This is a genomic window from Paraburkholderia sp. BCC1886 (assembly GCF_900996245.1).
Lineage (GTDB): Bacteria > Pseudomonadota > Gammaproteobacteria > Burkholderiales > Burkholderiaceae > Paraburkholderia.
In genome coordinates this window covers 82,451-106,954 of sequence record NZ_CAAJGK010000042.1, presented here as the reverse complement: position 1 = coordinate 106,954, position 24,504 = coordinate 82,451, and the positions used below count along the sequence as shown (strand labels likewise).

22 protein-coding genes are annotated in these 24,504 nt (G+C 61.8%); 7 read left to right on the top strand and 15 right to left on the bottom strand.

What is annotated here, in order from left to right; translation table 11 throughout:
* The 5 genes from FQ746_RS12820 to FQ746_RS12800 form a co-directional block, all read right to left on the bottom strand.
* Nucleotides 1–426, bottom strand: a complete 426-nt coding sequence (locus FQ746_RS12820) for an ExbD/TolR family protein (protein WP_144109758.1) — start codon at nt 424–426, stop codon at nt 1–3.
* A 57-nt stretch (nt 427–483) separates the two neighbouring features.
* A complete protein-coding gene (locus FQ746_RS12815; protein ID WP_144109757.1) occupies nt 484–1,404 on the bottom strand; it encodes a MotA/TolQ/ExbB proton channel family protein in 921 nt (306 codons plus the stop codon).
* 67 nt (nt 1,405–1,471) lie between these two features.
* The gene (locus tag FQ746_RS12810) at nt 1,472–2,167 is read right to left on the bottom strand and encodes an energy transducer TonB (protein ID WP_144109756.1); all 696 of its coding nucleotides are present in this window, start codon (nt 2,165–2,167) and stop codon (nt 1,472–1,474) included.
* Entirely contained in the window at nt 2,167–3,264 is a 1,098-nt protein-coding gene (locus FQ746_RS12805; RefSeq protein ID WP_186310723.1) for an ABC transporter substrate-binding protein, read from the bottom strand. The genes FQ746_RS12810 and FQ746_RS12805 overlap by 1 nt, the downstream gene beginning before the upstream one ends.
* A gap of 13 nt (nt 3,265–3,277) precedes the next feature.
* A complete protein-coding gene (locus FQ746_RS12800) occupies nt 3,278–4,651 on the bottom strand; it encodes an LLM class flavin-dependent oxidoreductase (protein ID WP_144109754.1) in 1,374 nt (457 codons plus the stop codon).
* 625 nt (nt 4,652–5,276) lie between these two features.
* On the opposite strand from FQ746_RS12800, the gene FQ746_RS12795 reads away from it, so the two are divergent.
* Genes FQ746_RS12795 through FQ746_RS12785 form a run of 3 tightly spaced genes read left to right on the top strand, consistent with a single transcriptional unit; the run spans nt 5,277 to nt 9,846 of the window.
* Nucleotides 5,277–7,313 (top strand): TonB-dependent receptor, encoded by a 2,037-nt coding sequence (locus tag FQ746_RS12795; protein ID WP_186310722.1) that lies wholly within the window; start codon nt 5,277–5,279, stop codon nt 7,311–7,313.
* A 12-nt stretch (nt 7,314–7,325) separates the two neighbouring features.
* Nucleotides 7,326–8,066: a gluconate 2-dehydrogenase subunit 3 family protein gene (locus FQ746_RS12790; protein WP_144109752.1), complete on the top strand. Its 741-nt coding sequence runs from the start codon at nt 7,326–7,328 to the stop codon at nt 8,064–8,066.
* 10 nt (nt 8,067–8,076) lie between these two features.
* The gene (locus FQ746_RS12785; RefSeq protein WP_186310721.1) at nt 8,077–9,846 is read left to right on the top strand and encodes a GMC family oxidoreductase; all 1,770 of its coding nucleotides are present in this window, start codon (nt 8,077–8,079) and stop codon (nt 9,844–9,846) included.
* Between the two features lie 69 nt (nt 9,847–9,915).
* Here FQ746_RS12785 and cysK read toward each other — a convergent pair whose 3' ends face one another.
* Nucleotides 9,916–10,863 carry a cysteine synthase A gene (cysK, locus tag FQ746_RS12780; protein ID WP_144109751.1) on the bottom strand — a complete coding sequence of 316 codons (948 nt, stop codon included), beginning with the start codon at nt 10,861–10,863 and terminating at the stop codon, nt 9,916–9,918.
* 239 nt (nt 10,864–11,102) lie between these two features.
* On the opposite strand from cysK, the gene FQ746_RS12775 reads away from it, so the two are divergent.
* Entirely contained in the window at nt 11,103–11,504 is a 402-nt protein-coding gene (locus tag FQ746_RS12775) for a c-type cytochrome (RefSeq protein ID WP_144109750.1), read from the top strand.
* Between the two features lie 53 nt (nt 11,505–11,557).
* Here the strand turns inward: FQ746_RS12775 and FQ746_RS12770 are convergent, their stop codons facing one another.
* Genes FQ746_RS12770 through FQ746_RS12755 form a run of 4 tightly spaced genes read right to left on the bottom strand, consistent with a single transcriptional unit; the run spans nt 11,558 to nt 14,702 of the window.
* Entirely contained in the window at nt 11,558–12,139 is a 582-nt protein-coding gene (locus tag FQ746_RS12770; RefSeq protein WP_144109749.1) for an RBBP9/YdeN family alpha/beta hydrolase, read from the bottom strand.
* 37 nt (nt 12,140–12,176) lie between these two features.
* Complete coding sequence (locus tag FQ746_RS12765) at nt 12,177–13,028, bottom strand: ABC transporter ATP-binding protein (protein ID WP_144109748.1); 852 nt, start codon at nt 13,026–13,028, stop codon at nt 12,177–12,179.
* A gap of 31 nt (nt 13,029–13,059) precedes the next feature.
* Nucleotides 13,060–13,878, bottom strand: coding sequence for an ABC transporter permease (locus FQ746_RS12760; RefSeq protein WP_144109747.1), 819 nt, complete (start codon nt 13,876–13,878; stop codon nt 13,060–13,062).
* Nucleotides 13,875–14,702: an ABC transporter permease gene (locus FQ746_RS12755; RefSeq protein ID WP_144109746.1), complete on the bottom strand. Its 828-nt coding sequence runs from the start codon at nt 14,700–14,702 to the stop codon at nt 13,875–13,877. The genes FQ746_RS12760 and FQ746_RS12755 overlap by 4 nt, the downstream gene beginning before the upstream one ends.
* A gap of 336 nt (nt 14,703–15,038) precedes the next feature.
* Here FQ746_RS12755 and FQ746_RS12750 point away from each other — a divergent pair, with 336 nt between their 5' ends.
* Entirely contained in the window at nt 15,039–15,773 is a 735-nt protein-coding gene (locus FQ746_RS12750; RefSeq protein WP_260854012.1) for an AraC family transcriptional regulator, read from the top strand.
* Nucleotides 15,774–15,814: 41 nt separating this feature from the next.
* On the opposite strand, the gene FQ746_RS12745 is transcribed toward FQ746_RS12750, so the two are convergent.
* From FQ746_RS12745 to FQ746_RS12730, 4 genes are all read right to left on the bottom strand, one after another.
* Nucleotides 15,815–16,903: an ABC transporter substrate-binding protein gene (locus tag FQ746_RS12745; RefSeq protein WP_186310720.1), complete on the bottom strand. Its 1,089-nt coding sequence runs from the start codon at nt 16,901–16,903 to the stop codon at nt 15,815–15,817.
* A gap of 40 nt (nt 16,904–16,943) precedes the next feature.
* Entirely contained in the window at nt 16,944–17,726 is a 783-nt protein-coding gene (locus FQ746_RS12740; RefSeq protein ID WP_144109743.1) for a class II aldolase/adducin family protein, read from the bottom strand.
* On the bottom strand, nt 17,723–19,039 hold the full coding sequence (locus FQ746_RS12735) for an LLM class flavin-dependent oxidoreductase (protein WP_144109742.1): 1,317 nt from the start codon (nt 19,037–19,039) through the stop codon (nt 17,723–17,725). The genes FQ746_RS12740 and FQ746_RS12735 overlap by 4 nt, the downstream gene beginning before the upstream one ends.
* 77 nt (nt 19,040–19,116) lie before the next feature.
* Nucleotides 19,117–21,294 carry a TonB-dependent receptor gene (locus FQ746_RS12730; RefSeq protein WP_186310719.1) on the bottom strand — a complete coding sequence of 726 codons (2,178 nt, stop codon included), beginning with the start codon at nt 21,292–21,294 and terminating at the stop codon, nt 19,117–19,119.
* 340 nt (nt 21,295–21,634) lie between these two features.
* Here FQ746_RS12730 and FQ746_RS12725 point away from each other — a divergent pair, with 340 nt between their 5' ends.
* A complete protein-coding gene (locus FQ746_RS12725) occupies nt 21,635–22,864 on the top strand; it encodes an alpha-hydroxy acid oxidase (protein ID WP_260854011.1) in 1,230 nt (409 codons plus the stop codon).
* 116 nt (nt 22,865–22,980) lie between these two features.
* Nucleotides 22,981–23,850 carry an NADPH-dependent oxidoreductase gene (locus FQ746_RS12720; RefSeq protein WP_144109739.1) on the top strand — a complete coding sequence of 290 codons (870 nt, stop codon included), beginning with the start codon at nt 22,981–22,983 and terminating at the stop codon, nt 23,848–23,850.
* Nucleotides 23,851–23,888: 38 nt separating this feature from the next.
* Here FQ746_RS12720 and FQ746_RS12715 read toward each other — a convergent pair whose 3' ends face one another.
* Nucleotides 23,889–24,458, bottom strand: a complete 570-nt coding sequence (locus FQ746_RS12715) for a TetR/AcrR family transcriptional regulator (RefSeq protein ID WP_144109738.1) — start codon at nt 24,456–24,458, stop codon at nt 23,889–23,891.
* Between the last annotated feature and the right edge of the window lie 46 nt (nt 24,459–24,504).

Genomic DNA, 24,504 nt, shown 5'->3' with positions numbered 1-24,504 from the left:
CTATCCGCCGCGCGCGGGCGGCTGCGTGATGAATGACACCTTCGCGATACCGGCCCGCTCGCAGGCGGTCACTACGCGTCCGATGGACTCGTAGCGGGTCGCCTGATCGCCGCGGATGTGCACCTCCGGCTGCGGTTCTTTCACCGACACCGTTTTCAGCCGCGCCAGCAGCGTCGGCGCATCGACCAGCCGCTCGTTCCAGAACACGTTGCCGTCCTTGTTCACTGCGATCTCGACACTGTCCGGTTTGGTCTGCAAGGGACTCACGGTTTGCTGCGGCAACTGCACCGGCACCGTGTGCGTGACGACCGGGATCGTAATCAGGAAAATGATCAGCAGCACCAGCATCACGTCGACGAGTGGCGTCGTGTTGATGGCGGCAATGACTTCATCGTCCTCGCCATCCTGTCCAACGTTCAAGGCCATGATTTCGCGCTCCGTCTGCTGGATGAATCCAGTGGCTCCAATGAGTGAATGAGCATGTCAGTGCGCATTCGCCACGGCGCGAATCTTGCGCTTCGCGCCCGGCAGCAGGACGGTGTGCAACTGCGCGCCGAAACCCCGCACCCGCTCCATCACCGATTTATTACGACGCACGAGGAAGTTGTAGCCCAGCACGGCGGGCACGGCGACAGCCAGACCAATTGCGGTCATGATCAGCGCTTCACCGACCGGACCCGCCACCTTGTCGATCGAGGCCTGCCCAGCGATACCGATCGCGGTCAGCGCGTGATAAATGCCCCACACCGTGCCGAACAGGCCGACGAACGGCGCCGTCGAACCTACGGTACCGAGGAACGCCAGACCGTCCTGTAACCGGTTCGACACGCTGGTGATGGCGCGTTCAATGGACACGTCGATCCACGTATTACGATCCACGGCTTCGAGCAGCGCTTCGTCGTGATGCTCGCCGGCGTCGATACCGGCCTGCGCGATGAAGCGGAACGGCGAGTTTTCGTCGAGCTGCTGCGCGCCCTGTGCGAGCGACGGCGCACTCCACAACTGTTCGTCGGCGCTGGTCGCACGGCGGTTGGCGCGCAGTTGCTCGATGAACTTGGTGATCATGATGTACCAGCTGCCCATCGACATCAGCACGAGCAGGATCAGCACGAACCGCGCGACGAAGTCGCCGTTCTGCCACAACGCGCCCAAGCCATAAGGATTGGTCACGGTCGTGCTCGTGGCGGGCAAGGGAGGCGGAACCGGATCGGCCGCTGCCTGCGAGGTGGCGCTCGCCCCCGCGGCAGCGCCCTCGCTGTTCGACTGCGGTGTAGACGCGGACGCGGACGCCGATGCAGGCGCAACCGACTGTGCCAACGCAGCTTCAGGGACGACGAGGCTCGCGGCCGCCGCCGTGGCGAGGGTCACGCAGGTCGCCAACGCGACGAGAAAACGCTTGTTCATGGATGCTCCACAATCTTCGAAAATCAACGAATGGGTGAGGCCGCCTGCCAGCGGCCGACGATGCGGGTCAGTTCAGATTGAAAGAAAACGGCACCTGCACCCGCACCGATTGCCCCTGGGAAATACAGTTGAACCGGGTGACTGCCTTGAGCGCCGCCCGATCCAGAATCGGGTCGGCCGAATGCTCGACTTTCACGTCGTCGATGTGCCCTTGCGGGTCCACCACGAACGACACCAGCACATCGCCCGTGATCTCCTGATCCTGTGCCTGCTGCGGATAGACGGTCGTGCGCCGCACTTCATCCGAATTCGGACAGACCACGCCGACCACATGACTGACCGGTTTTGCCGGCACTGGCGGCGCTGGTACGGCCGGGGCGGGCGGCGGCTCGACCGGCGTGGCGGCCGGCGTCGCCTGGTGCGTGATGGTCGGCGCGACAGGCGGCGCCGTCACCTTCACCTGAGGCGGCGGCACAAATGGCGGTGGCGGTGGCCGGACCTTCGGCGGCGCCAGCTTGACCGTCGGAATGGGCGGCGGCGGTGGCGGCGGTTTCACCGGCATGATGATCCGCGTTTCGATGGGCTTCGCGATCACCTGTACGACCTTGTTCGCCAGTCCCTCCAGTAAGGCCCAGATGAAAAGCACGTGCAGCAGCAGGACCAGCGCGATGCCCGCATACCGGCGCACCGGATTGCGACTGCGCGTGTTGTACTGGGGAGGACGTGTGGACCCATTCGTGACGGACGGTGTACCGGCGGACATCACGTTCTCCCGCTCGCGGCCCCGGTTCCCCCGTCCGCCGTGAGCGGCTTGCCCCCGGCGTCCAGCGGAGACCAGTAATGCTCGAGGTTGAGGTCCTTCAACGCCTTGTCGAGGAAGCTACGGTCGATCCATGTATCGACATCGAACTTCGGGCCTCGCAGCAAACCGAGCTGTGCGACCAGGTCCTGAGTCTCGCGATAATGCGCGACGAACAGCGGGTCGAGCAGCGCACTCTGACGGTCCACCCAAGGCCGGTCCTTGAAGTCCTCGTCAATGTAGATACGATGCATCGGACCGAGCCCCCAGATGTGCAGCACCTCCTGACGGTTTGCCGGATCGCTCGCCCAGGCCGCCGCCCTGACCAGTACCTTGACGAAACGCTCGGTGGTCTCCGGGTACTGGCGAGCGAACGCGTCGCGCACGATGATGCCGTTGTACGAAGTCAGCGCCGGCTGCCCCTGGGTCGAATAGACGATCTTGCCGAGCCCCCGATCGCGCAGCGCGAGCAGATCGTCGCCGCTGAAGACCGCATCGACATCGCCCGACGTCAGCCCGATCGAGGCGGTGGCCGGGTCCATCCCCACAGAAAGGATGTCTTTCTCCGTCAGGCCATGCTGCGCGAGAATCCGGATCACCTGCAACTGGATCTGGTTGCCCTTGTAGTAAGCCACGCGCTTGCCGCGCAAATCTTCGATCGAATGGATCGTCGAATTCGGCGCGACGGCAAGATACGCATTGGCGAGCTTGTCGCCCGGCAGGATCAGCCGGGTTTGCATGCCGCTCGAGCGTCCGATGATCGACAGCAGATCGCCCTGCCCCGCAAAATCGATCTGTGAGTTGGCCAGCGCGAGTCCGACCATCGGCGCGCCGCCGCGATAACCGATCAGGTCGATCTTCACGTGATCTTTCGCGAACTCCTGATCGAGCCAGCCCTTATAGCGGGCAATACCCAGTGCGCCCCAGTAGGAGTTACCGTCGAAGACCAGCGCCGGAGCACCGACGCGAATTTCGGCGGGCGGGGTTTCCGCATGAGCGACGCTCGCCATCCACGCCCACAGCACCAGGCCGCGCGCCAGTCGCGCAATCATTTTTTGCATGAGAGGTCCGCCCTCAGATCGTGGCGGACGCCGGCGCGCGCTCGGCGTCCGGCGCTGCCGCGGTTTTCGCATAGCGGCTCTCGGGCCACGACAGGCCAAGATTGCCGCGCAAGGTATCGCTTTCGTACTCGCGCCGATAGATGCCGCGCGCTTGCAGGATCGGCACCACCTGTTCGACGAAATCGCGCAGGCCGGCCGGATGCAGGTGCGCATGCAGGATGAACCCGTCCACGACTTCGTCTTCGAAGAGCCGCTGTAGTTTGTCCGCGATCTGCTCGGGCGTGCCGACGAACGTGTCTGCCGGATTGGCCGCGTACAACGCAAGTTGCCGCAGTGTCAGTTTCTTCTCGCGCGCCACGCGTAAATAATTTTCAGCGGTGGAACGAAAGCTGTCTTTTCCGATATCGCCGAGTTCAGGCAACGGTTCGTCGAGCGGAAACTGGTTGAAGTCGAAAAGACTAAAGTAACGCGACAGATATCTGATCGCCACGCGGATGTCGAGCAACTCGCACACCTCGCGATATTTGCGTTGCGCTTCTTCGGCGGTACTGCCGACGATCGGTGTGATCGACGGAAAGATCAGGATGTCGTCGGGGCCACGTCCGTATTTCGCCGCACGGCGCTTCAGGTCGTCGTAATACGCCTTGTGGCGCGGCGCATCGTCGACGTCGCCCGAAAACACCGCATCGGCAACCCGCGCCGCCAGTTCCTTGCCGTCTTCCGATGCGCCCGCCTGGAATATAACGGGTCTGCCCTGTTTCGAGCGCTCGATATTCAACGGCCCTTGCACCGAGAAATGCGCGCCCTTGTGATCAAGCGTATGCATCTTGTCGAAGTCGACATACTGGCCGCTCTCCTTGTCGCGCACGAACGCGTCGCTGTCCCACGAGTCCCAGAGCCCTTTCACGACCTCGATATATTCGGCTGCTATCTCATACCGTAGCGCGTGCTCGTAAAGCTTTTCGCCACCGTGATTGCGCGCATGGCCTTCGAGTGCGCCGGTCACGGCGTTCCAGGCGGCACGACCGCCGCTTATCACGTCGAGCGAATTCAATTGACGGGCCGTCGTGAACGGTTCGCTGAAAGAGGTGGTCATGGTCGCGACCAGACCCAGCCGGCTGGTGACCGAAGAAACCGCGGATAGCGCGGTAATCGGCTCGAGCCGGCTAAGAAAGTACGAGGTCGAATCCTTCGTAATGAACGTCGAATCGGCGATAAAACCGAAATCGAATTTTCCTGCTTCGGCAATACGCGCCGCCTCCTTGAACGATTCGATATCGGCGGCGACGTTGCTGCGCGCCTCCGGATGTCGCCACGCATCGACATTGGCGCCGATGCCCGAAAGGAATGCCGCCAGCCGAAGCTGTCTGCGCTTGTGCGAGCTCATGAAAATCTCCTTCGATGCGTGCCAGTCACGCTTGATCGTGGAGCCATGATAGACATTCGGTCCTCGTGCCGACCGGGGACTGGCAGTCAATTTCCTTTGAGAAAACGCCATGCACGATGGCATTTTCTCTATCGGATCGCTCGCGCAACGAGTGCTTCCCGACCTGTCCGCCCGACCGGAAACTTCTGTCGGTTAATCACAATAAGTTGACGTTGCTACCGCGCGCCAGCGAGTTCGGCAACTCGTACTATCCGGTCAGACCCAATAGCAGACTGGACGGATTTGCGATTCACCTTCTGCGCGCTCCGCAATGGCCAGCCCCGTTTTCGCGCGTCCCAGTTTCCTATCGGCGTCCTGCATTTGATCTCTATCGATTAGATAGAAATGCGAACGACAGGACAAACCGTCTTCACCACACCTCCATCCACACCTGATAACCATGAGAAATCGCAAACATCGACGGACAGCGGGACGGCGCAGGGTATCCGCGGCAGGCTTGCTGATAGTGGGCACCGCGCTCAGCACTTCCGCACACGCCCAAAGCGACACACAGCCACAGAATCCGACCGGCACACAAGCGCAGTCACAGGCGAAACCGGCCGCAGGCCACTCCCACGATGCCACGTTGCCGCAAGTCACCGTCACCGCCGAGCGCCGCGCGACGAAACTTCAGGACACCCCGGTTTCGGTCGGTGTGATCAACGGCACGACGCTGCGTCAGAACAACAACCCGAGCAACCGCGACCTGAGCGCTACCGTCGCTGGCCTGACCGCACCGGGCGCCTTTCAGGGTAACGGCGGCGGCGGCCCGATTTACATCCGGGGTATTGGCACGTCGAGCCCGACCTACTCCAGTGCAGTGCCCATCTATATCGACGATGTCTACATTGCAAGACAACTCGGCGACGGCATCTATCTCGGGATGCCGGATGTGCAACGGGTCGAAGTTCTGCGGGGTCCGCAAGGCACGTTGTACGGCGAGAACAGTAGCGCCGGCGCAATCAAGTTCGTCACCGTCGACCCGACCGACAACACGGCATGGATTCAGGGCACTGGAGGCAGCCACGATGGCTGGGGCACGAAAGGATACGTCTCCCGGGTCATCGCGCCGGATCTGCTGTATGCGAGTTTTGCATTCAATCACTATCAGGATCTCGGCGAAGTCTACGACCCGGTCCGGCATCAGGATGTCGGCGCCTCGAACGTCAGCCAGTTTCGTGCGAAAGTTCGGCTCACGCCGACGCACGACTTCGATGCGGTGTTTTCGATCGACGGCACGCACGTGGGCGGCGATACGAATACCCCGATCGCATTGAACCACCTCGGGTCGTCGCCGAGGACGACTTTCGAAAACACCGACCCGAGTGTCGACCGTAATATCGGCGGCCTGTCACTAAGGCTGACCAAAATCATCGACGAACACCTCACGCTGAAGTCGATCACGGCGTACAGACAGATTCGCGACGACCGTAATCCGACCTTGCTGGACGGCCTGCCTACCGACACGTTTGGCTTCCTGATCAACCAGCACGAACACGAAACCACTCAGGAATTCCAGTTGCTCGGCGACTACGGCCGCTTCAAATTCACGACCGGCATCATCGGCCTGCGCGAAGGGTTCAACACGAACCGTCCGGCATGGACCAATGGCGCGTACACCGGCATCAATTCCACGGTGAACAACACCAGCCTCGCCGCGTACTTTCAGGGTACTTATCAGATCACCGACCGGCTCGGAGCGACGGCCGGTCTTCGTCTGAATCGGGACTGGCAGGTGTTCAACGAGATCGGCTACAAGTCGAATTCGTCGCAAGCCCAACTCGCTACGACCTTCTCGACCGGCGATCTGACGCAGGATGTCAACAGCGTCACACCGAAGATCGGTATCGACTACAAGTGGAGCCCCGACCTGTTCTCGTATGCCAGCATCACGAGAGGAGAAAAGTCAGGCGGCTATAACCCGGTTGCCGCCACCCTGCAGATCGCGCAGGTCGCGGTCAATCCGGAGCGGGTCACGACCTACGAAGTGGGCACCAAGGCGACCCTGTTCGGTAACCGCCTGCAAGCCAACGCGTCGATCTTCTATAACGACTTCGACGACTACCAGGCGGCAATCGCCAATGCGATCGTCAACGGCCAGGCCATCAACGGCTCGGTGACGGTCAACGCCGGCAAGGCACGCACATACGGCGCGGAACTCGAAACGACTTTTCGTCCGCTCAGCAACCTGCTGGTCAGCAACTGGCTAACCTTGCTGCAAGGCACCTTCCAGCAGTTCGCGAATCCGACGGGCGCCGCCGCGCTCAATTACGCCGGCAACGTTCTGCCTTACATCTCGCATTTCGTGGCAGGCACCTCCGCCACCTACACGCTGCCACGCTTCGGGCTGCCCGGCGCTACTCGCGCGAACGCCACGGTCCGTTATCTGACGCCGTCGTATCAGGACATCGGCAATACCTTGCGCACGCCCACGCAGATCTACATCGACGCCGGCGTCAGTTTCGCCGCGTCGGGCGGTCACTGGTCGGGACAGTTCCAGGTTCGCAATCTGCTGAACCGTTACTACGTGCAGCAGAACTTTACGACCGCGTCGATCGGACTCAATTCGGCTTTCTACAACCCCGGGCGAACCTTCCAGCTGTCGGTTCGCTACGACTTCTAGGAGCGCACCTTTATGACCGATTCCGTTCAGGGCCGGCGTCGTTTCATCCGCCATGCGCTCGGCAGCGGCGCCGCGTTGGGTGTCGGCGTAGCGACGCCTCTGGTCGGCCGCGCCGCCACGGCCGACGCACCCGCGGCCGGCGTGAGCAGCGCGTCGCCGGAACGCGCCGGGCAGTCGCCCGGCTATCTGTTCCTGCGGCCGGCCGAAGCCGATTTCGTCGAAGCGCTGGTCGACCACATGGTACCCGCCGATCAGCTCAGCCCGAGCGGCACGGGCCTCGCCATCAATATCTACTTCGATCGTGCGCTCGGTGGCAACTGGGGCGCGGGCGAGCGCCTCTACACCGAAGGTCCATGGCATGTCGGGACACCTAGCCAGGGTTATCAGTTGCCGCTAACGCCCGCCGAACTGTTCCGTGCGAGCGCGGAGGGTATCGACCGTCTTTCGGGCAGTCGTTATGGCACGACGTTCGCACGGCTGAGCCCCGATGACAAGGAGGCCTTTCTGCACGCTCTCGAATCGCCCGACACCGTGCTGGACAACGGCCTGCCAGGCCCTCTCGTATTCGGCCTGCTGTACCAGCTGGTGGTCGAGGGAATGTTTGCCGATCCGATCTACGGCGGCAATGCCGGCAAGGCCGGCTGGCGGCTCGTAGGTTTTCCGGGTGTGATTGCCACACACGCCATGGACGTCGTGAAATTCAAAAACAGGCGCTACGTCGCGCCGATCAACAGCATCGCAGATCTGGACTAGGGAGTAGCAATTGGCAACGCACCTCAAGGAAGTCGACGTCCTGATCGTCGGCATGGGATGGGCCGGCGGCATCATGGCCAAGGAACTGGCCGAGCAGGGTCTGCAGGTCGTCGGACTGGAGCGCGGCGCGCCGCGCAGCACCGCCGAAGATTTTTCCGTCCCGCACATTCGCGACGAACTGAAGTACTCGGTGCGTATGGGGCTGATGCAGGACGTCAAGCAGGACACGTTGACCTTCCGCAACAACGTCGGGCAACGTGCGCTCCCCATGCGCAAACTCAGTTCATTTCTTCCGGGTGAAGGGGTGGGCGGCTCGGGCACGCACTGGAACGGGTTGACCTGGCGCTGGTCGGACATGGAATTCAAGGTCCGTTCGATGTACGAGGAACGCTATGGCAAACAGTTCATTCCCTCCGACATGAATCTGCAGGACTGGGGCGTCAGTTACGCGGAACTGGAACCGTACTACGACCGTTTCGAATACACGGCAGGCACATCCGGCCAGGCCGGCAACCTCCGCGGCCGCATCGTCGCGGGCGGCAATCCTTATGAAGCGCCGCGGCGGCGCGACTATCCGCTGCCACCGCTCACCGCGGGTCTCGCGGCCGATGTGTTCAGACAGGCCGGCACCGATTTGGGTTACAACCCGTTCCCCACGCCCGCTTCGAATGCGTCGCGCGCCTACACGAATCTCGACGGCATCGCGATGGGTCAATGTCAATATTGCGGTTTCTGCGACAGCTTCGGTTGCGAGGCCAACGCCAAGGCGAGTCCGCACAACACGGTGATTCAGGCCGCGCAGCGTCATGCGAACTTCACGCTGCGCACGCATGCGCGGGTCACGCGGCTCGCAACCGATGCGTCGGCCAAACGCGTTACCGGCGTTGAATATATCGATCTGCTGACGGGACAAACGGTGTTTCAACCCGCTGCCCTGGTGATTCTCAGTGGCTATACGTTCAGTAACGTTCACCTGCTGTTGAGGTCGAACATCGGCAAGCCGTACGATCCGCAAACGCAGACCGGTCTGGTCGGCAAGAACTATTGCTACAACACGGGCGCCGGCGCGATGCTGTTCTTCGAAGACAAGGAGTTCAATCCGTTCCTTTCGGCAGGCGGCAACTCGACGGCCATCGACGACTACTACACGAACTGGAATTTCGATCGCGCGAAGGCCGGCTTTATCGGCGGCTCGGTGATTCTGGGCGGCCATACCAATGGACGCCCGATCGGCTACCACCCGGTGCCTCCGGGCACCCCGAGGTGGGGCCAAAAATGGAAGGAAGAGATCGCCCGATGGTATTCGCGTACGATGCCGATCATCGCGATGGCAAGCGTGATGCCGAATCGCTACAACTATCTCGATCTCGATCCCGACTATCGGACCCAGTCCGGCGACCCAATGCTGCGTCTCACGTTCGACTTTCCGGACAACGAGCACCGCGTCTCTACGCATGCCGCGCAGGCTATCGATCGCATTGCCCGCGCGGCGAATCCGACCCACGTCACGCCACCGCGGCCGAACGTCAAGCCATACGGCGTGGAAGGCTATCAGGGTACGCATAACACCGGCGGCGCCATCATGGGTATGGACCCTTCCCATAGCGTCGTGAACAAATACGGCCAGCATTGGGACTATCCGAATCTGTTCGTCACGGGTGGCGCGATCATGCCGCACAACGCCGCCTACAATCCCACCGGTACCATCGGCGCGTTGACCTTTTTCGCCGCCGACGCCATTCGCCAGCGTTATCTCGCCCATCCCCAGTTGCTGGTTTGAATGAGCCGCACGAATGAGCCGCACATCACGCCCGACCCTCACGGGTCGGGCGCAGGAATCTCAGTCCGCTCAGACGTCCGCGAAAAGATCGGTGGACAGATACCGCTCGGCGAAACTCGGAATGATCACGACGATCTGCCTGCCTTCGTTCTCCGGACGCTGACCCACGCGCAACGCCACAGAGAGGGCCGCCCCCGAACTGATACCGACCGGCACGCCTTCGAGCGCGGCTATCTGTTTTGCCGTGTTCAGCGCTGCGTCGTCGGTCGCGGTGAGAATTTCGTCGAGTTTGTCCAGCTCGAGAATCTTCGACAAAAAGCCCGAGCCGATGCCCTGCTGTTTGTGCGGTCCCGGTGTACCGCCCGATAACACCGCGCTGCCGGCGGGTTCGACCGCGATCAGTTGCAGCGACGGCTTACGGGCTTTCAGCGCCTGGCCGACTCCGGTGAGCGTGCCGCCCGTGCCGATGCCCGACACCACGATATCGACCTGGCCGCCGGTGTCCTGCCAGATTTCCTCGGCGGTGGTCTTGCGATGCGCGCTGGAGTTCGCCGGGTTCTCGAACTGTTGCAGGATCAACGAGCCGGGATTGTCGCGTTGCAGCGCCTCGGCGCGACGGATCGCGCCACCCATCCCCTCGCTGGCCGGCGTCAGTTCCACTTGCGCGCCCAGTAGTCCGACCATCTTGCGCCGTTCGATCGAAGCGCTTTCCGGCATGCAGAGAATCAGTCGATAACCTTTTGCGGCCGCGACGAAAGCGAGTGCGATACCCGTGTTGCCCGAGGTCGGTTCGATCAGTAATGCGCCTGGGGAAATTCGTCCGGCGCGTTCGGCATCGTCGATGAGGGCGGCGCCGATGCGGTCCTTCACCGACGAAAGCGGATTAAAAAATTCCAGCTTGCCGATGATCTCGGCCCGGCTACCGTGCGCGGCCGCCAGCTTGTTGAAACGCACCAGCGGTGTCGCACCGATCGTGTCGATAATGTTGTCGTAAATGATTCCGCGAAAATGCCCCACACTACCTCCTCTTCAGAAATGTCGATGACCGGATGATACGGATTACGGAGCAATTTGCCGCCCTTCAAGCCTGACAGTTTTCTTCGCAAAGCGGACATCAGGTGCCGGAATCGATTGGGCCCGGTCACGCGATTTGGGCATGGCGCGGATTAAAAAGAATTTGTCCGGCAGGCATCGTCACGCCTGCTTCGCGGCACGCTACGATCGCCTCGAACCTTCTTTTCTATGAGGCCGGATTCATGAACGCGACGCTTTTGTACCGATACACAAGACTCATCCTGCAGACAGGCTGCATCGGATTACCGGCGATGGTGTCGGGACTCGCGAGCGCGCCGACCGTTGCATCGGCAAACGCATTCGAGCGCTGTGCGGCCTGTCATAGCGTGACGCCCGGGGAGTCGCGCGTCGGCCCGAGTCTGGGCGATGTCATAGGTCGTCACGCCGGCACGGGGGAAGGCTTCCGTTACTCGCCGGCGATGCGTCGAAGCGGGATCGTGTGGAACGAGCAAACCCTCGACCTGTTCCTCAAGGACCCGCAGCAAGCCGTACCTGGCAACAGGATGGCTTTTTCAGGTGTCGATAACGCGGAGGACCGCGCTGCGATCATCGACTTTCTTCGGCGGCATTCGCAGGCGAAGTGATCGCAGTATCGTGCGGCTGCGGGGTGCTATCAGTGGGCCTGTTAGGGCACGTGTCAGTGCGCGCTCGACCCGACCGGGCCCGGCAGGCTCACGCCCGCCACTTCGGCTAGCTCGGCGAGCTTCTGACGACCGTAGGACCAGTCCGCCAGCAACGATGCGGAGCCTAGGTGCCCGTACGCGCCCGCCAGTTCGAATCTGGCGCCCCATGCTCCGGCAAATTGCCGGGCGCGCTCGACGCTCACCCGCGGATCGTCGCTGCTGGCAATAACGATCGCCGGAAAACCCAGCGAGCGCAGCGGTAACGGTGCGAATCCCGACGTGCCGACCGGATAGTCCGGCGATTCCACATCGCTAGGTGCGACCAGCAGCGCGCCGGCGACCGGCCCGGTGAAACGGCTTGCCCAATGCGCCACCAACGAAACCGAGAGCGAATGCGCGATCAGCAGCGTAGGCACCGGCAGTGCCTGGATCACCGTGTTCAGGCGCGCGAGCCAGGCATCGAGCACGGGATTGTCCCACTCGTCCTGCTGCACGCGCTCATAAGACGGATTGGCCGCTTCCCAATGGCTTTGCCAATGATCGGGTCCGGAACTGCCCCGGCCAGGCAGAACGAGAATGCGGGCTTCGCGTGTCATAAAGAGTCTCTGCAAAATGAAGAGTTGGGCGGGTAGCTCAACGAGCGCCCGACGCAATACGGACGTCGGCCGTCGACTCGACGCTTGCGGCTGGGTATAGTGCATCCGGCGCCGCCAGCGTCGAGCCGATTTCGCGGAAATCGCTCAGAAGGTCGGCCTTGATCGCCGCAAACTCAGGACTCGCCGGATCGCGAGGACGCGCGAGCGGCACCTCGACGATGCGTCGTATACGCCCCGGCCGCGCCGACATCACGACGACCCGGTCCGACAGCAGGACCGCCTCCTCCACGTCGTGCGTGACAAGCACCATGGTCGCCTGCTCCCTGGCCCAGATATGTGCAAGCGAGCGCTGCAGGTAACTACGCGTCATCGCGTCGAGCGCGCCGAACGGTTCGTCGAGCACCAGCACTTCGGGACGATTGATCAGTGCGCGAGCGATCGCGACGCGTTGTGCCATTCCGCCCGACAGTTGATGAGGACGCGCCTGCTCATAGCCTTCGAGCTGAACCAGCGCGATATGCTCGCGCACCGTCTGCTCTTTTTCGGCGCGCGTGCCCGGCGCGTTCATCAGCCCGAGGGCGATGTTGCGCTCGACGCTCAACCATGGCAGCAGCCGGTGATCCTGAAACACGATGCCACGCGCGAGGTCGGTACCGGCCACGCGCTTGCCGTTCATCAGGATATCGCCGTCGTATTCGCGATCCAGACCGGCGATCAGACGCAGCAGCGTCGACTTGCCACAGCCGCTCGTACCGACGATACCGACGAATTCGCCGCGCGCGACGTCGAGGTCGATGTTATCGAGCACGCGCCGGTTAGTACCGCCCGACTGATAGTCCTTGCTGACCGACCGGAGTGTTAGCGTGTCGACGGGTTTCGAACGATTCATGATTTGAAAGAAAAATTAGCGGATGAGACGCTCAGGTTCGTGCCCCGGCGCCGCGTCGTCGCGCGAGCAGGCTGTCGACGCTCGCCGCGAATGAATGGAAGGCGAAGCCGGTCAGCCCCACCACGGCGACCCCGACCAGCACCTGGTCGATGCGGTAATTCTCGCGTCCGTCGCTCAGCACGCTGCCCATCCCGGCACCCGACGTCATGAGAAACTCGGCGCCGAGCGTGGCAATCCACGAAGTCACGAGCGCGAGATAAAAGCCGTTGAAAAGCGAAGGAACGATCGCTGGCAACACGATTCTCCGGAAGCGTTGCCAGCGCGTGAAGCGAAACACCTCGGCCAGTTCCTTGTAGTGCTCCGGCACGCTTTTGAGCCCTTGCGCCGCATTCAGCCATACCGGGAAAAACGCAGCCAGAGAAACGAACACGACCTTGCCCGTATCGCCGAGACCGAACCACGTGCCGAGCAGCGGAATCCATGCGAAAAGCGCGACCTGCCTGATCGAATGAAAAGTCGGGGCGATCGCTGCGTCGATCCAGCGCGAGCTTTGCAGCAGCAGCGCAAATCCGAAGCCCGCGAGCGAGCCGATCGCCAGGCCCGAGAGATCGCGGGCCAGACTCGCCAGTAACGCGTTGGGCAGCTCGCCGTCCAGCACCATGCCCAGACCGGTTCGAACCACCTCAGCAGGCGGAACGAAGAGGCGGGAGTGCGTCCACCCGAATGTGTAGGCGGCCCACCACGACGCCACCAGCAGGAGCGGCAGCGTCACGCCACGCCGCAGTCTGGTCCAGCGACGAGCGGCGGCAGGCGTTCGAAGCGTTTCCACGGTTTGCGCCAATGAGTTCATGGCCGTTGCTCCTCGCCGAATAGCCGGGTCTCGCCCCACCGCAAAACACGGTCGAGCAGGAATCCGATGATTCCGATCACCAGTAAAGCGGCGAATACCGCGTCCATCTGGAACAACTGCTGGCCGCTGATGATCATGTAACCAAGGCCCGAATCCGAGGCGAGAAACTCGACGATCACGAGCAGCAGCCAGCATTGCGTCAACCCGTAACGCACGCCGCTCCATATCTGCGGAAACGCCGCCGGAAACACCACATGCCGGACCAATTGCCAGCGGCTGAACCGGAATACCGCACCCAGCTCGGAGAACGCCACCGGCACACTGCGCATTCCGTTGTAGGTATTGAGTGTGATTGGCACGAGCGCGGCTTTTGCGATCAGGACGATCTTGAGCGTTTCTCCGATACCGAGCAGCAGCACCAGCAGCGGTAACCAGCCGAGTAGCGGCACGTACGCAATGATGCGGAAAGTCGGATAAACGTAGTCGCGAACGCGTTCCGACAAACCCATTGCAATACCGAGCGGAAATCCCAACGCGCCGCCGAGAACGAAACCGGCCAGTACCCGCAGCAGACTGACGCCTGCGTCGTGCTGTAGCGCGCCGCTCTCCCACGCATCGACGAGCGCCTGAACGACCTGTCCGATGGACGGCAGGATCTGCGGCGAGATCCACGCCTCGCGATAGCCGATAAACCAGACCAGCAACAAGGTCAGCGGGAGTAGCCATGCAACCAGACCCGACAGTGTGCGTAACGTCACGCCTCGTCCGGGGTCGGCAACCGGCTCCGCTACCTCGGCCAGACCGGCGCGTTGAGGAAATGCCATTGAGTTGATCCTGATGTATTTGCCATCTGCCTATTGCGCTTACCCGACTATCGTTTCGATAAATCAAAAGAACGGTAAGCGTTTATTTCCGGCAAACTTTGGGTATTGAAACGGGTCTGCGCAGTCACGCCGAAGTGTCCGCACCAGGGTGAAGTTCCGCGAGAACCGTTAAATCATGCTCGACAATGGTGCACCTGGCCGGCAGACCAAAGTCTGTCTGCATCGTATCGCGCCATTCGATTTCGTTGATTAGCCAGTCGGACAAAAACTTTTTAATGTATGCCACGCATCCACTTCAATCCTGACGGGCGTCGGTCCCCGACGGAATTCGAACCGGTGACGGTTCATCATCGCAAGCCGCCGCTCGATGGCGTCATCAGTTCGCATCGTCACAACTGGAGCCAGTTGACCTGTCCGATCAAAGGCAACATGCGCGTCACCACGGAGCGCCAGGTCTGGACCGTGACATCGTTTCGCGCAGTATGGATACCGCCTGGCGTCGAACATGAACTGACGATGATCGGCGCGACCGAATTCCATGCGGTGTTCATCGACCCCCGGCATTCGCCGTTGCCGGCCAACCAGTGCTGTGTGGTCGATGTTTCGCCGCTGATGCGTGAACTGATGCAATGGCTCGGTGCGGACTATGGGCCGGCGACGGACCACAGCCGCCGGCTCACCGACGTACTGCTCGAAGAAGTCAGGCGCGCCAACCAGCGCACCAGCGCACTCGTGCTGCCAGGCGACCGCCGTCTGAAGACATTGTGCGAGGCGCTGATGGAAGACCCCGGTTCGACGTTGACGCTCGGCGAATGGGCGAACGTCACGGGCGCCAGCGAACGCACGCTCGCACGGCTGTTCCAGACGGAACTCGGCACGACGTTCGGCGCATGGCGACAGCAGGTGCGGCTGTCCTGCGCAGTCGATCTGCTCAGGAGCGGCATTTCACTCTCGCGCATTGCCGCGGACCTCGGCTACGCGGACAGTGCTGCGTTTTCGACCATGTTCAAGCGCGCGTTCGGCGTTGCGCCCAGCCGCTATCACGAGAGCAGTCTGCAGGCCATGAACTGAAATGAAGCCCGCGGGTTGTCGTGTAGAAGGTGGGCTTCACGTCATGGATGAGCGTGCTCGCCGTTGATATCGAGCGGTTGCCAGTAATCGCTCAGTCCGAGTCGCGTGAGCGACGACTGAAGGAAGCGCCGGTCGATCCATTGCCCGACATCGAATTTCTGCCCGTGAACGAAGCCTAGCTCAGTTGCCTGATCGAGCGTTGCACGATAGCGTTCGACGAAAAACGGATCGAGCAGCGGACTCATCCGGTCGCTCAACGGCCGGCCGCTATAGTCTTCTTCCAGGTCGGCGCGACGTTGTCCATCGGTCGACCAGAGCGCGAACACCTGATCCCTGTTGGCGGGATCGGAGGCCCAACGCGCGGTCTTCACCAGTACATCCACGATGCGTTGAGTCGTTTGCGGATACGCTTTGACAAACTCGGTTCGCGCGATGAAGCCCGATTGCGCGGTCAACGTGGGTGACTGTCCGCGCGTGCTGTAGACAATCTTCAGTGCGCCGCGATCGCGAGCCGGCAGCAACTCCGGTCCGCCGAACACGGCATCGACGTCGCCTGACGCGAGTGCGGCAATCGAGGTGGGCGGATCGAGGAACACCGAGCGGATATCCTTCTCGCTCATGCCGTTCGCGGCGAGAATCCGCAGCACCTGAAGATGCACGAAGTTGCCCTTGAAATAGGCCACCCGCTTGCCTCGCAGATCGGTGATCTTGCTTACCCCGGATTGCGGGGGAACTGCCAGGTACGCATTACCCAGCTTCACGGACGGCAACAGTAACGTGGTGGGCAAACCGGCCGCGTGGCCGATGACGGACATCAGGTCGCCCTGCACCGCGAAATCGAGTTGGCGGTTGGCCAAAGCCTGCCCGACCGCGGGCGCGCCGTTGCGAAACGTGTCGAATTCGAGTCGCACGTTGTCTTTGGCGAATTCGTCGCGCAACCAGCCTTTCTCGTTTGCGATGCCTACGATCACGCCGCCCGCGAGCGCGCGGTTCGTCGAGATTTCCGGCGAACCGAAGCGGATTACCGGCGGAGGCGTCTCGGCGCGCGCGCAGGACGATGCCAGCAGCACAGCGAGAAATAGAAAACGGAAAAGCGGTTCCAGCAAGCGAGTGCGGCGAAATAGCGTCATGAGGTTTCGTGTCGGTGTACAGAGAAAGAGCGCCTGTGCGCTAGGGGCCGATATGCCGCAGCAGCGTGTTCGGCCTCGGCTTGAGATCGGGGTTGGCATGCAGCACACCCTGAAACAGCGGCTGGAAATTCAGCCAGCCGAATGTCGCCGTGGTCCGCTCGGAAATCAGCAATGCGTGTTCGTGAGGGATGCGCTCGATTGCGCCCGATGCTTCAGCCAGCAGTTGCGCCTGCGCCGCGCGCTCGAAAGCGAGAAACAGCCACGCGGCTTCGTCGATCGTCTGGCCGACCGTCAGCACGCCGTGATTTTTCAGCAGCACCGCACGGTTGGTGCCAATCGCATTCGCGAGCGAATAACCCTCGCCATGACGATAGGTATCGTAGAGCGCATGCCGCTCGTAAAACGCCGCCGATTCCGCCGAGACGGGATCGATCAACCGGTTGAGCACCGACCAGGCACGCGCATGGACCGAATGTGTGTGAACGACCGCGTTGACGTCGCTACGCGTTTTCAGAATAGGAATGTGAATCTGCGTACCGCCGCCGTGAATGTAGCGATTGGTGCCCTCGACGATCTGTCCGTCCAGGTTATAAAGCACCAGGTCGTCCGGCGTCAGCGAGCTGAAATCGGTCGCATACGGATTCGTCCAGTAATGATCGGAACGCTCGGGGTCGCGTACCGATGCATGACCCATCACCCCCTCCTGAAAGCCGAAGCGGGCAAACAGACGGAACGCCGCTGTGAGTCGTAGTTTGCGATCGTAGCGCTCGTCGTCGACGTTATCGAATAGACGCGGCTGGGGTTTCGGCGAGACCGTGCTCATGCCTGCTCCCGGCTCTTCGTATAACGGTTCACCGGATAGTCGAGTTCGAGATTGCCACGCAGCGTGGTCGATTCGTATTCGGTCCGATAAATACCTCTTTCCTGCAAGATCGGCACGACATGGTCGACGAAATCCTCGAGCCCGTCGCCGATGATGAAGCCGTCGACGATCCCGGTTTCGAAGATCGCCTGAATCTTGTCGGCGACATCGGCCGGCGTACCGATGTAATCGCCGCGCGGCGTGGCCACACGCAGCGCGAGTTGACGCAGCGTCAGATTGTCCTCTTTCGCCCAGCGTAAATACAGTTCCGCCGTGGACTTGAAGCTGTCCTTGCCGATGTCGCCCAGTTCGGGCAGCGGCTCGTCCAAGGGATGCTGAGAGAAATCGTAGAAGCTGAAAAACCGGCTCATGTACTGAATGGCCAGATCGATATCTACGTACTGGATGCGCTCCTGGTACTTCGCTTCGGCCTCCTCGCGCGTGCGTCCGACGATCGGTGTGATAGTCGGAAAGATCAGAATGTCGGTCGGCTTGCGTCCATAGGCGACCGCGCGACGGCGGATATCCTCGGAGAATTCGGTGGCGCGCGGAATATCGCTGTGGCGCGAGTAGATCGCATCGGCGAGCCGCGCGGCAAGATCGCGGCCCGGTTCCGAGCCGCCGGCCTGGAACACCACCGGCCGTCCTTGCGGCGAACGCTCCAGGTTTAGCGGTCCTTCCACCTGGAAGAACTTGCCCTTGTGGTTCAGGCGATGCATCTTGTTCAGGTCCGCGTAGACACCCGAGTCCTTGTCGCGAATGAACGCGTCGTCCTCCCAGGAATCCCACAGTCCGAGCGCGATGTCGATGTACTCATTCGCAATTTCGTAACGCAGTTCGTGCGGATGAATCCGCTCGTGGCTATGGTTACGGCCCAGTCCCTCGAGTGCGGAAGTCACGGCATTCCAGCCGGCGCGCCCGCCGCTCAGCTTGTCGAGCGAAGCCAGCTGACGCGCCGTGGTGAACGGCTCGCTGAACGAAGTCGTAAACGTGCCGACGAGTCCGAGATTGCGCGTCACGACCGAAACCGCCGACAGGATCGTCGCGGGTTCGAATCGACTCAGGAAGTAGGGAATCGAATCTTCCGTGATATAGGCCGAGTCCGCGACGAACGCGAAGTCGAACAGGCCACGCTCGGCGGTTTGCGCGACTTTCCTGAATGCCTCGAAATTGACCGAGCCATCCGCATACGCGTCCGCGTGCCGCCAGCCGGCGATACCCGAGAAACCGGAGAGAAAGGTGGCGAGCTTCAGCTTGCGTTTGCGATTGGTCATGATTCAGATATTCCTTTGAGAAAAGGTTGCCGGACGACGGCCGGCATTGCGCCCATGCGTATGTCCCTTGCACCGCGTCAGAAGTCCCGGCGCAGACTGACGAGGAAGGTTCGCGGCGGGCTGTAGTTGTAGGCATTCAACCCGATCGACGGGGTCACGTTGTAGCCGAGCACATAGGCGCGATTGAGCAGGTTGCGCACCTCGAACGTGACCGTCCAGTTCGACGACGGCGACCGGTAATCGGCGGAAGCATCGATATATGTTTGCGCGGCGAGCGGCTGCCGGTTCGCAATGTCGATATACGAGCGGGACAGATAGCGCACGGTCGCATTGACGCGCGTAGTCCCGGGCACGCTCCACGGCAGGCGGTAACTCGCATGCACGCCCGCGATGATGTGCGAGGCGTACGGTAGCTGGTTACCGACATAGTTGCCGGTCGGCGCGCCCGTGGGATTGACGAACTGCTGGAACTGCGCCTGCTGCGCGGTCAGCCAGGCGTTCACGTTGAGGTTGTAAAGGGGACGTGCGGTCAGCTCGAACTCGGCACCGTAAGTCCGTGCCTTACCGGCGTTGACCGTCACCGAACCGTTGACCAGTTGCCCATTGACGATCGCGTTGCCGATCGCCGCCTGATAGTCGTCGAAGTCGTTATAGAAAAGCGCGGTGTTCAACTGCGCCCGGCCGCCCCAGAAAGTCACCTTGTTACCGAGCTCATACGTCAGCACGCGCTCGGGCGACACCGCAATATTGGAAATGGCGAGGGTCGCGGCGACCGGATTGTAGCCGCCGGATTTTTCGCCCTTTGTCACGCTCGCATACGAGAACACCGACGGATTCCATTGATAGTCGATGCCGATCTTCGGCGTGACCGAATTCACGTTCTGCGTCAGCTGACCGGTCTGGAAAGTCGTACCGAGCACCTGCAGGGCCGCGTTCGAGGCAAAGCCGGTGTTCTCGTAATTCTGTTCATCTCGGTTGACGCGAATTCCTGCCGTCAAACCGAGTTGCGGCGTGATCTTGTAATGCCCCTGCGCATAGACCGCGTAACTCTTGTTCTCGATCTGGCTGACGATGCCCTTGTAGACCGAATTGGTCCAGCCCGGCCGGAAGTCCGTCACGTCTTCGGTAAAGTACACCGCGCCGGTCGTGAAACTGAAGCGGTCATAGTCGCCGTTCAGCTGGAATTCCTGCGAGGTTTGATGCTGATCGATGTTCAGCAGCCAGCCATACAGATCGGTCGGCACGCCGTCCTGGGTCAGCGGATAGCGGCCATCCGAAATCCAGCGGTGCGCGGTGATCGAGCGCAGCGAAAGGTGGTCGCCGAACTTCTTGGTGAGCCGCAACGACACACCGGAGATGTCGCGGTCGATCGACGGATCGGTGTTCTCATAGCTGGTACGGATACCGGAGCCGGGATAGTTCGGCGCGATATAGCTGTAGGAATCCGAGCGGTCGCGCTCGATGTCGTAGGAGACCAGCGCTTCGGTGTCGGGCGTCGGCGTCAGCCGGATCTTGGCGCGCAGCACCTCGGTATTGGTCGCGTCGATATCGCGGCCGAGCACGGGGTCTTTGGTGTAGCCGTCGTCTTTGTAGCGTCCGTACGCGAGACTGAAATATAGCAGCCCCGGCTTGATTTCATGCGACACGTAGGCCTTGACCCCAAGGGCGCCATAGCTTCCGGCCGTCGCCTGAACCCAGGCGCTGTTGTCGGTCGGGTCCAGCGAAATGACCTTGCGCGCGCCGGCGCTGCTGTTCATCCCGTACAACGTTCCTTGCGGTCCACGCAGCACCTCGACGCGCTCCACGTCCGGGAACGCCATGTATAGCCCGTTACCGATCGAGCGCGGAATGTAGACATCGTCGACATACAGCGCCACCGCGCTGCTGTAGGTCGGCGAGCCCGTGCCGATGCCGCGGATATAGATGCCGCCCGATCCTGCCGTGCGCTGCGATGGGCCGCCGGCCACGAGACTCGCGGTAGCGCCGTTCAGATCGCCAGGTTGCGCTACGCCGCCCGTGGTGAACCGGTCCGCGTTGAGGACGCCCACCGACACGGGCGTTTTCTTCAGGTCGGTCACATGACGCGTTGCCGTCACCGTCACCTCGGGCAGCGTCGCCGCGCCCGTGGACGAACTTGCCACCGGCGGCGTCGCCGCCGTGCTCTCACTTGCGCCCAGGACCGCTGCCGCCGGCTCCTGTGCGTGGGCAAATCCGGTCGCCAGTATCGAGGCCAGCGACAACGGAAGCATTTTCATCGCGCTACGATTGAAGACCCGGTGACTCCGTTCTCGCAGGTGCGGGTTCGACGACGTGACGCCTCGCGCTTTTCCCCCGGTTTCTTTTTTACTTATCGTGCTAAGCATATATCCAGTGATCCGTAATATTTTTCAGATACCCAATCGTTGCGGTGATGTGTGCAGTTGAAGTGCCGTGCAGTGGCGCGCTGATTTTTCCAAGACGAATAGTATTGGTGCTCTCGAAACCGAACCTCGGTCCACGCAGTCATTCTTTTTATAGAACCCGCCACGCATAACAAAACGGTTCCGGCATCGCGTAGATTGGGCTCCGCGTTTTATGTTCTGGTAGGGAGTGCCCGTGAAAATTCCGCCGCGTCTCGCACGCGAATGCCTGAGTGCTCACGATTTCGAAGTACTGGCGAGAAAACGTCTTCCCGCGCCGCTCTTCGGATTCGTCGCGGGCGGCAGCGAGGACCAGCACGCGCGCGCCGGTAACCGGCAGTCGTTCCACCGGTATGCTTTCGTGCCACGGGTATTGCGCGACGTCTCGCAGATTGCGCAGGACGTCACGCTATTCGGGCGGTCCTATCGCTCGCCGTTTGGCGTGGCGCCGATGGGCGGTGTCGCGTTGACGTCGTATGAAGGCGATCTCGCGCTAGCGTCTGGCGCCGCGCATGCCGGTATTCCGATGGTGGTGAGCGGCGCCGCGCTGACCCCGCTGGAAGTGATTCAGGCGCAGGCCCCGGGCGCGTGGTTTCAGGCGTACCTGTCGAGCGATCAGCAGGCCAATTGCGCGCTGGTCGACCGGGTTGGCAAAGCGGGTTATGAAACGTTGATCGTGACGGTCGATACCGCTGTCAGCGCCAATCGCGAGAACAATCGCCGCAGCGGCTACACGACGCCCTTGCGACCCGACGTCGCGCTCACGTGGCAGGTGCTGACGCATCCGCGCTGGCTGTTCGGGACGCTCGGCAAGACACTGTTGAACAGTGGGGCGCCGCGTTATCGCAACCTGCCTGCCGGCAACGGCACGCGGGCGTTTTCGTCAGCCGCCGCGGGTCTCTTTGGCCGGCGCGCGGCATTCGACTGGGAGGATCTCGCGGGAATCCGGCGCCATTGGCCCGGCAATCTGGTGATCAAGGGCGTGCTCTCGGTGGAGGATGTGGTGCTGGCTCGCGAGCATGGCGTAGACGGCGTGATCGTATCGAATCATGGTGGACGTCAACTCGACAGCGCCGTCGCGCCTCTTACCGTGTTGCCCGACATCGTCGCGGCGGTCCCGGAACTGACCGTGATGATCGACAGCGGTTTCCGTCGGGGCACCGATGTTCTGAAAGCGCTGGCGCTAGGCGCGAAGCTGGTTTTGATTGGCCGTCCGTTCAACTACGCGGCGGCTGTCGGCGGTGCGGCGGGCGTTGCACATCTCGCCGCATTGCTGCGCGATGAGATCGCCCGAGACATGGCATTGCTCGGCGAAAGCCGCGTCGAGTCGCTTCATCCTGGCGTGTTGCGAGACACCGGCGTGTGGCCGCAAATCGGCTCGGCTCGACGCGGTAAAAGCGCGACGCTCGTCCCGACATATCGATAGCGAAAAATTTCATATTGGTCTTTGAGCCGGCGACCAGCAATTCTGGTTAAGGTAGCCGCACACCAGCGCTCGCTGGTCGTGCAGCGTCTCATCCCCTGTTTGAAGAGTGAAAGAAAATGTCCACTGAAGCAACGCTAAAGCGCACTAACGTTGAAGCAACACCCGACAGCAACGCCTCGGCGGAAGCGCTACAAAACCGCTACGGTGCAAACTCAGCCGATGCGCTGGCAGGCTGGAACGACACACTGCAAACCCTGTTATCGCATCGTTCCGTGCGAGCGTATGAAAATCGCCCGCTTCCCGACAACACGCTGGAAACACTCGTCGCCGCCGCTCAATCCGCGCCGAGTTCCTCCAACCTCCAGACGTGGAGTGTCGTCGCCGTCGAGAACAGGGAACGCAGGCATCGGCTCTCCGTGCTCGCGGGCAATCAGGAACACATTCGAACCGCCCCGCTCTTTCTGGTCTGGCTTGCCGACCTCGCGAGACTCGAAGCGGTAGCCGGACACGCCGGCGTGCACCCCGAGGGCCTGCATTATCTGGAGACGCTGCTGGTCGGCGTTATCGATGCCGCACTCGCCGCGCAGAATGCCGTGACCGCGCTGGAGTCGCTCGGACTTGGTTCGGTCTATATCGGCGCTATCCGCAATGCGCCGAAGCAGGTTGCCGAAGAACTGGCTTTGCCGCCGCGCGTGTTGCCGGTATTCGGCCTGTGCGTCGGTTACGCGGACCCGGAGCGGCCCGCGGAAATCAAGCCGCGACTGCCGCAATCGGTGGTGTTGCATCGCGACCAGTACGATGCCGGCGCCCAGGCGCAAGGCATCGCGCTCTACGACGAGATACTCGCCGGTTTCCAGGCCCGGCAGGGACAGTCGGACGCACGGTGGACCGAACGTTCGATCGAGCGCTGGCGCACGCGCGAATCGTTGCATGGCCGGGACCGGCTGCGCGACGCGCTAACTGCCTTGGGGTTCGAATTGCGCTAGCGGCCAAGTGATGCCTACCAGCATTCTTAACGAATCGCCTAAGCGCCGGCCGTGAGCGCCTTCATGCGCGCGAGCAATTCCTCCACGATCTCACCGTATCCGCGCTGCTCCGACTCATCAACCCACTGTCCGAATGCGATGCGGAAGACGGCGATGCCCGCCTCGGCCGCAAGGCTCGCATCCGGCTCGACGACCCCGCGCTCGCGCAGCGCCTGCGCGAGCGCCGCCGTCAGTGTCGCCATCTTGATCAACTCGCGTTCGCGTAACTCCGCATTCGCCTCAATCACCGTGCTGCGCAGACGCGAGAAGGGACGAAGCTCGTCATCGAAGAAATCGCCGGCACACTTCAAGGCGGCCGCGATCGCCTCGATTGCCGAGGCTTCGGCCGGCGCCTGAGTCAGTGCGTCGACCATCGTCTGCTGAAGACGTTCGGTACCGTTGAAGAGCACTTCGCGCTTGTCGGCGAAGTAGCGAAAAAACGTCCGCGCGGTCAGTCCGGCACGCTCCGCGATGGCCGCCACCGTCGTCTGCTCGTAGCCAATTTTTCCGAACAGTTCCAGAGCCGCGGCGCGGAAGCGGCTCTCGGCATCGGGTTCCCAGCGACCCATATTTCTCACTCGAGTGTTGACACAGAGTGACATCATAAGCCTATAC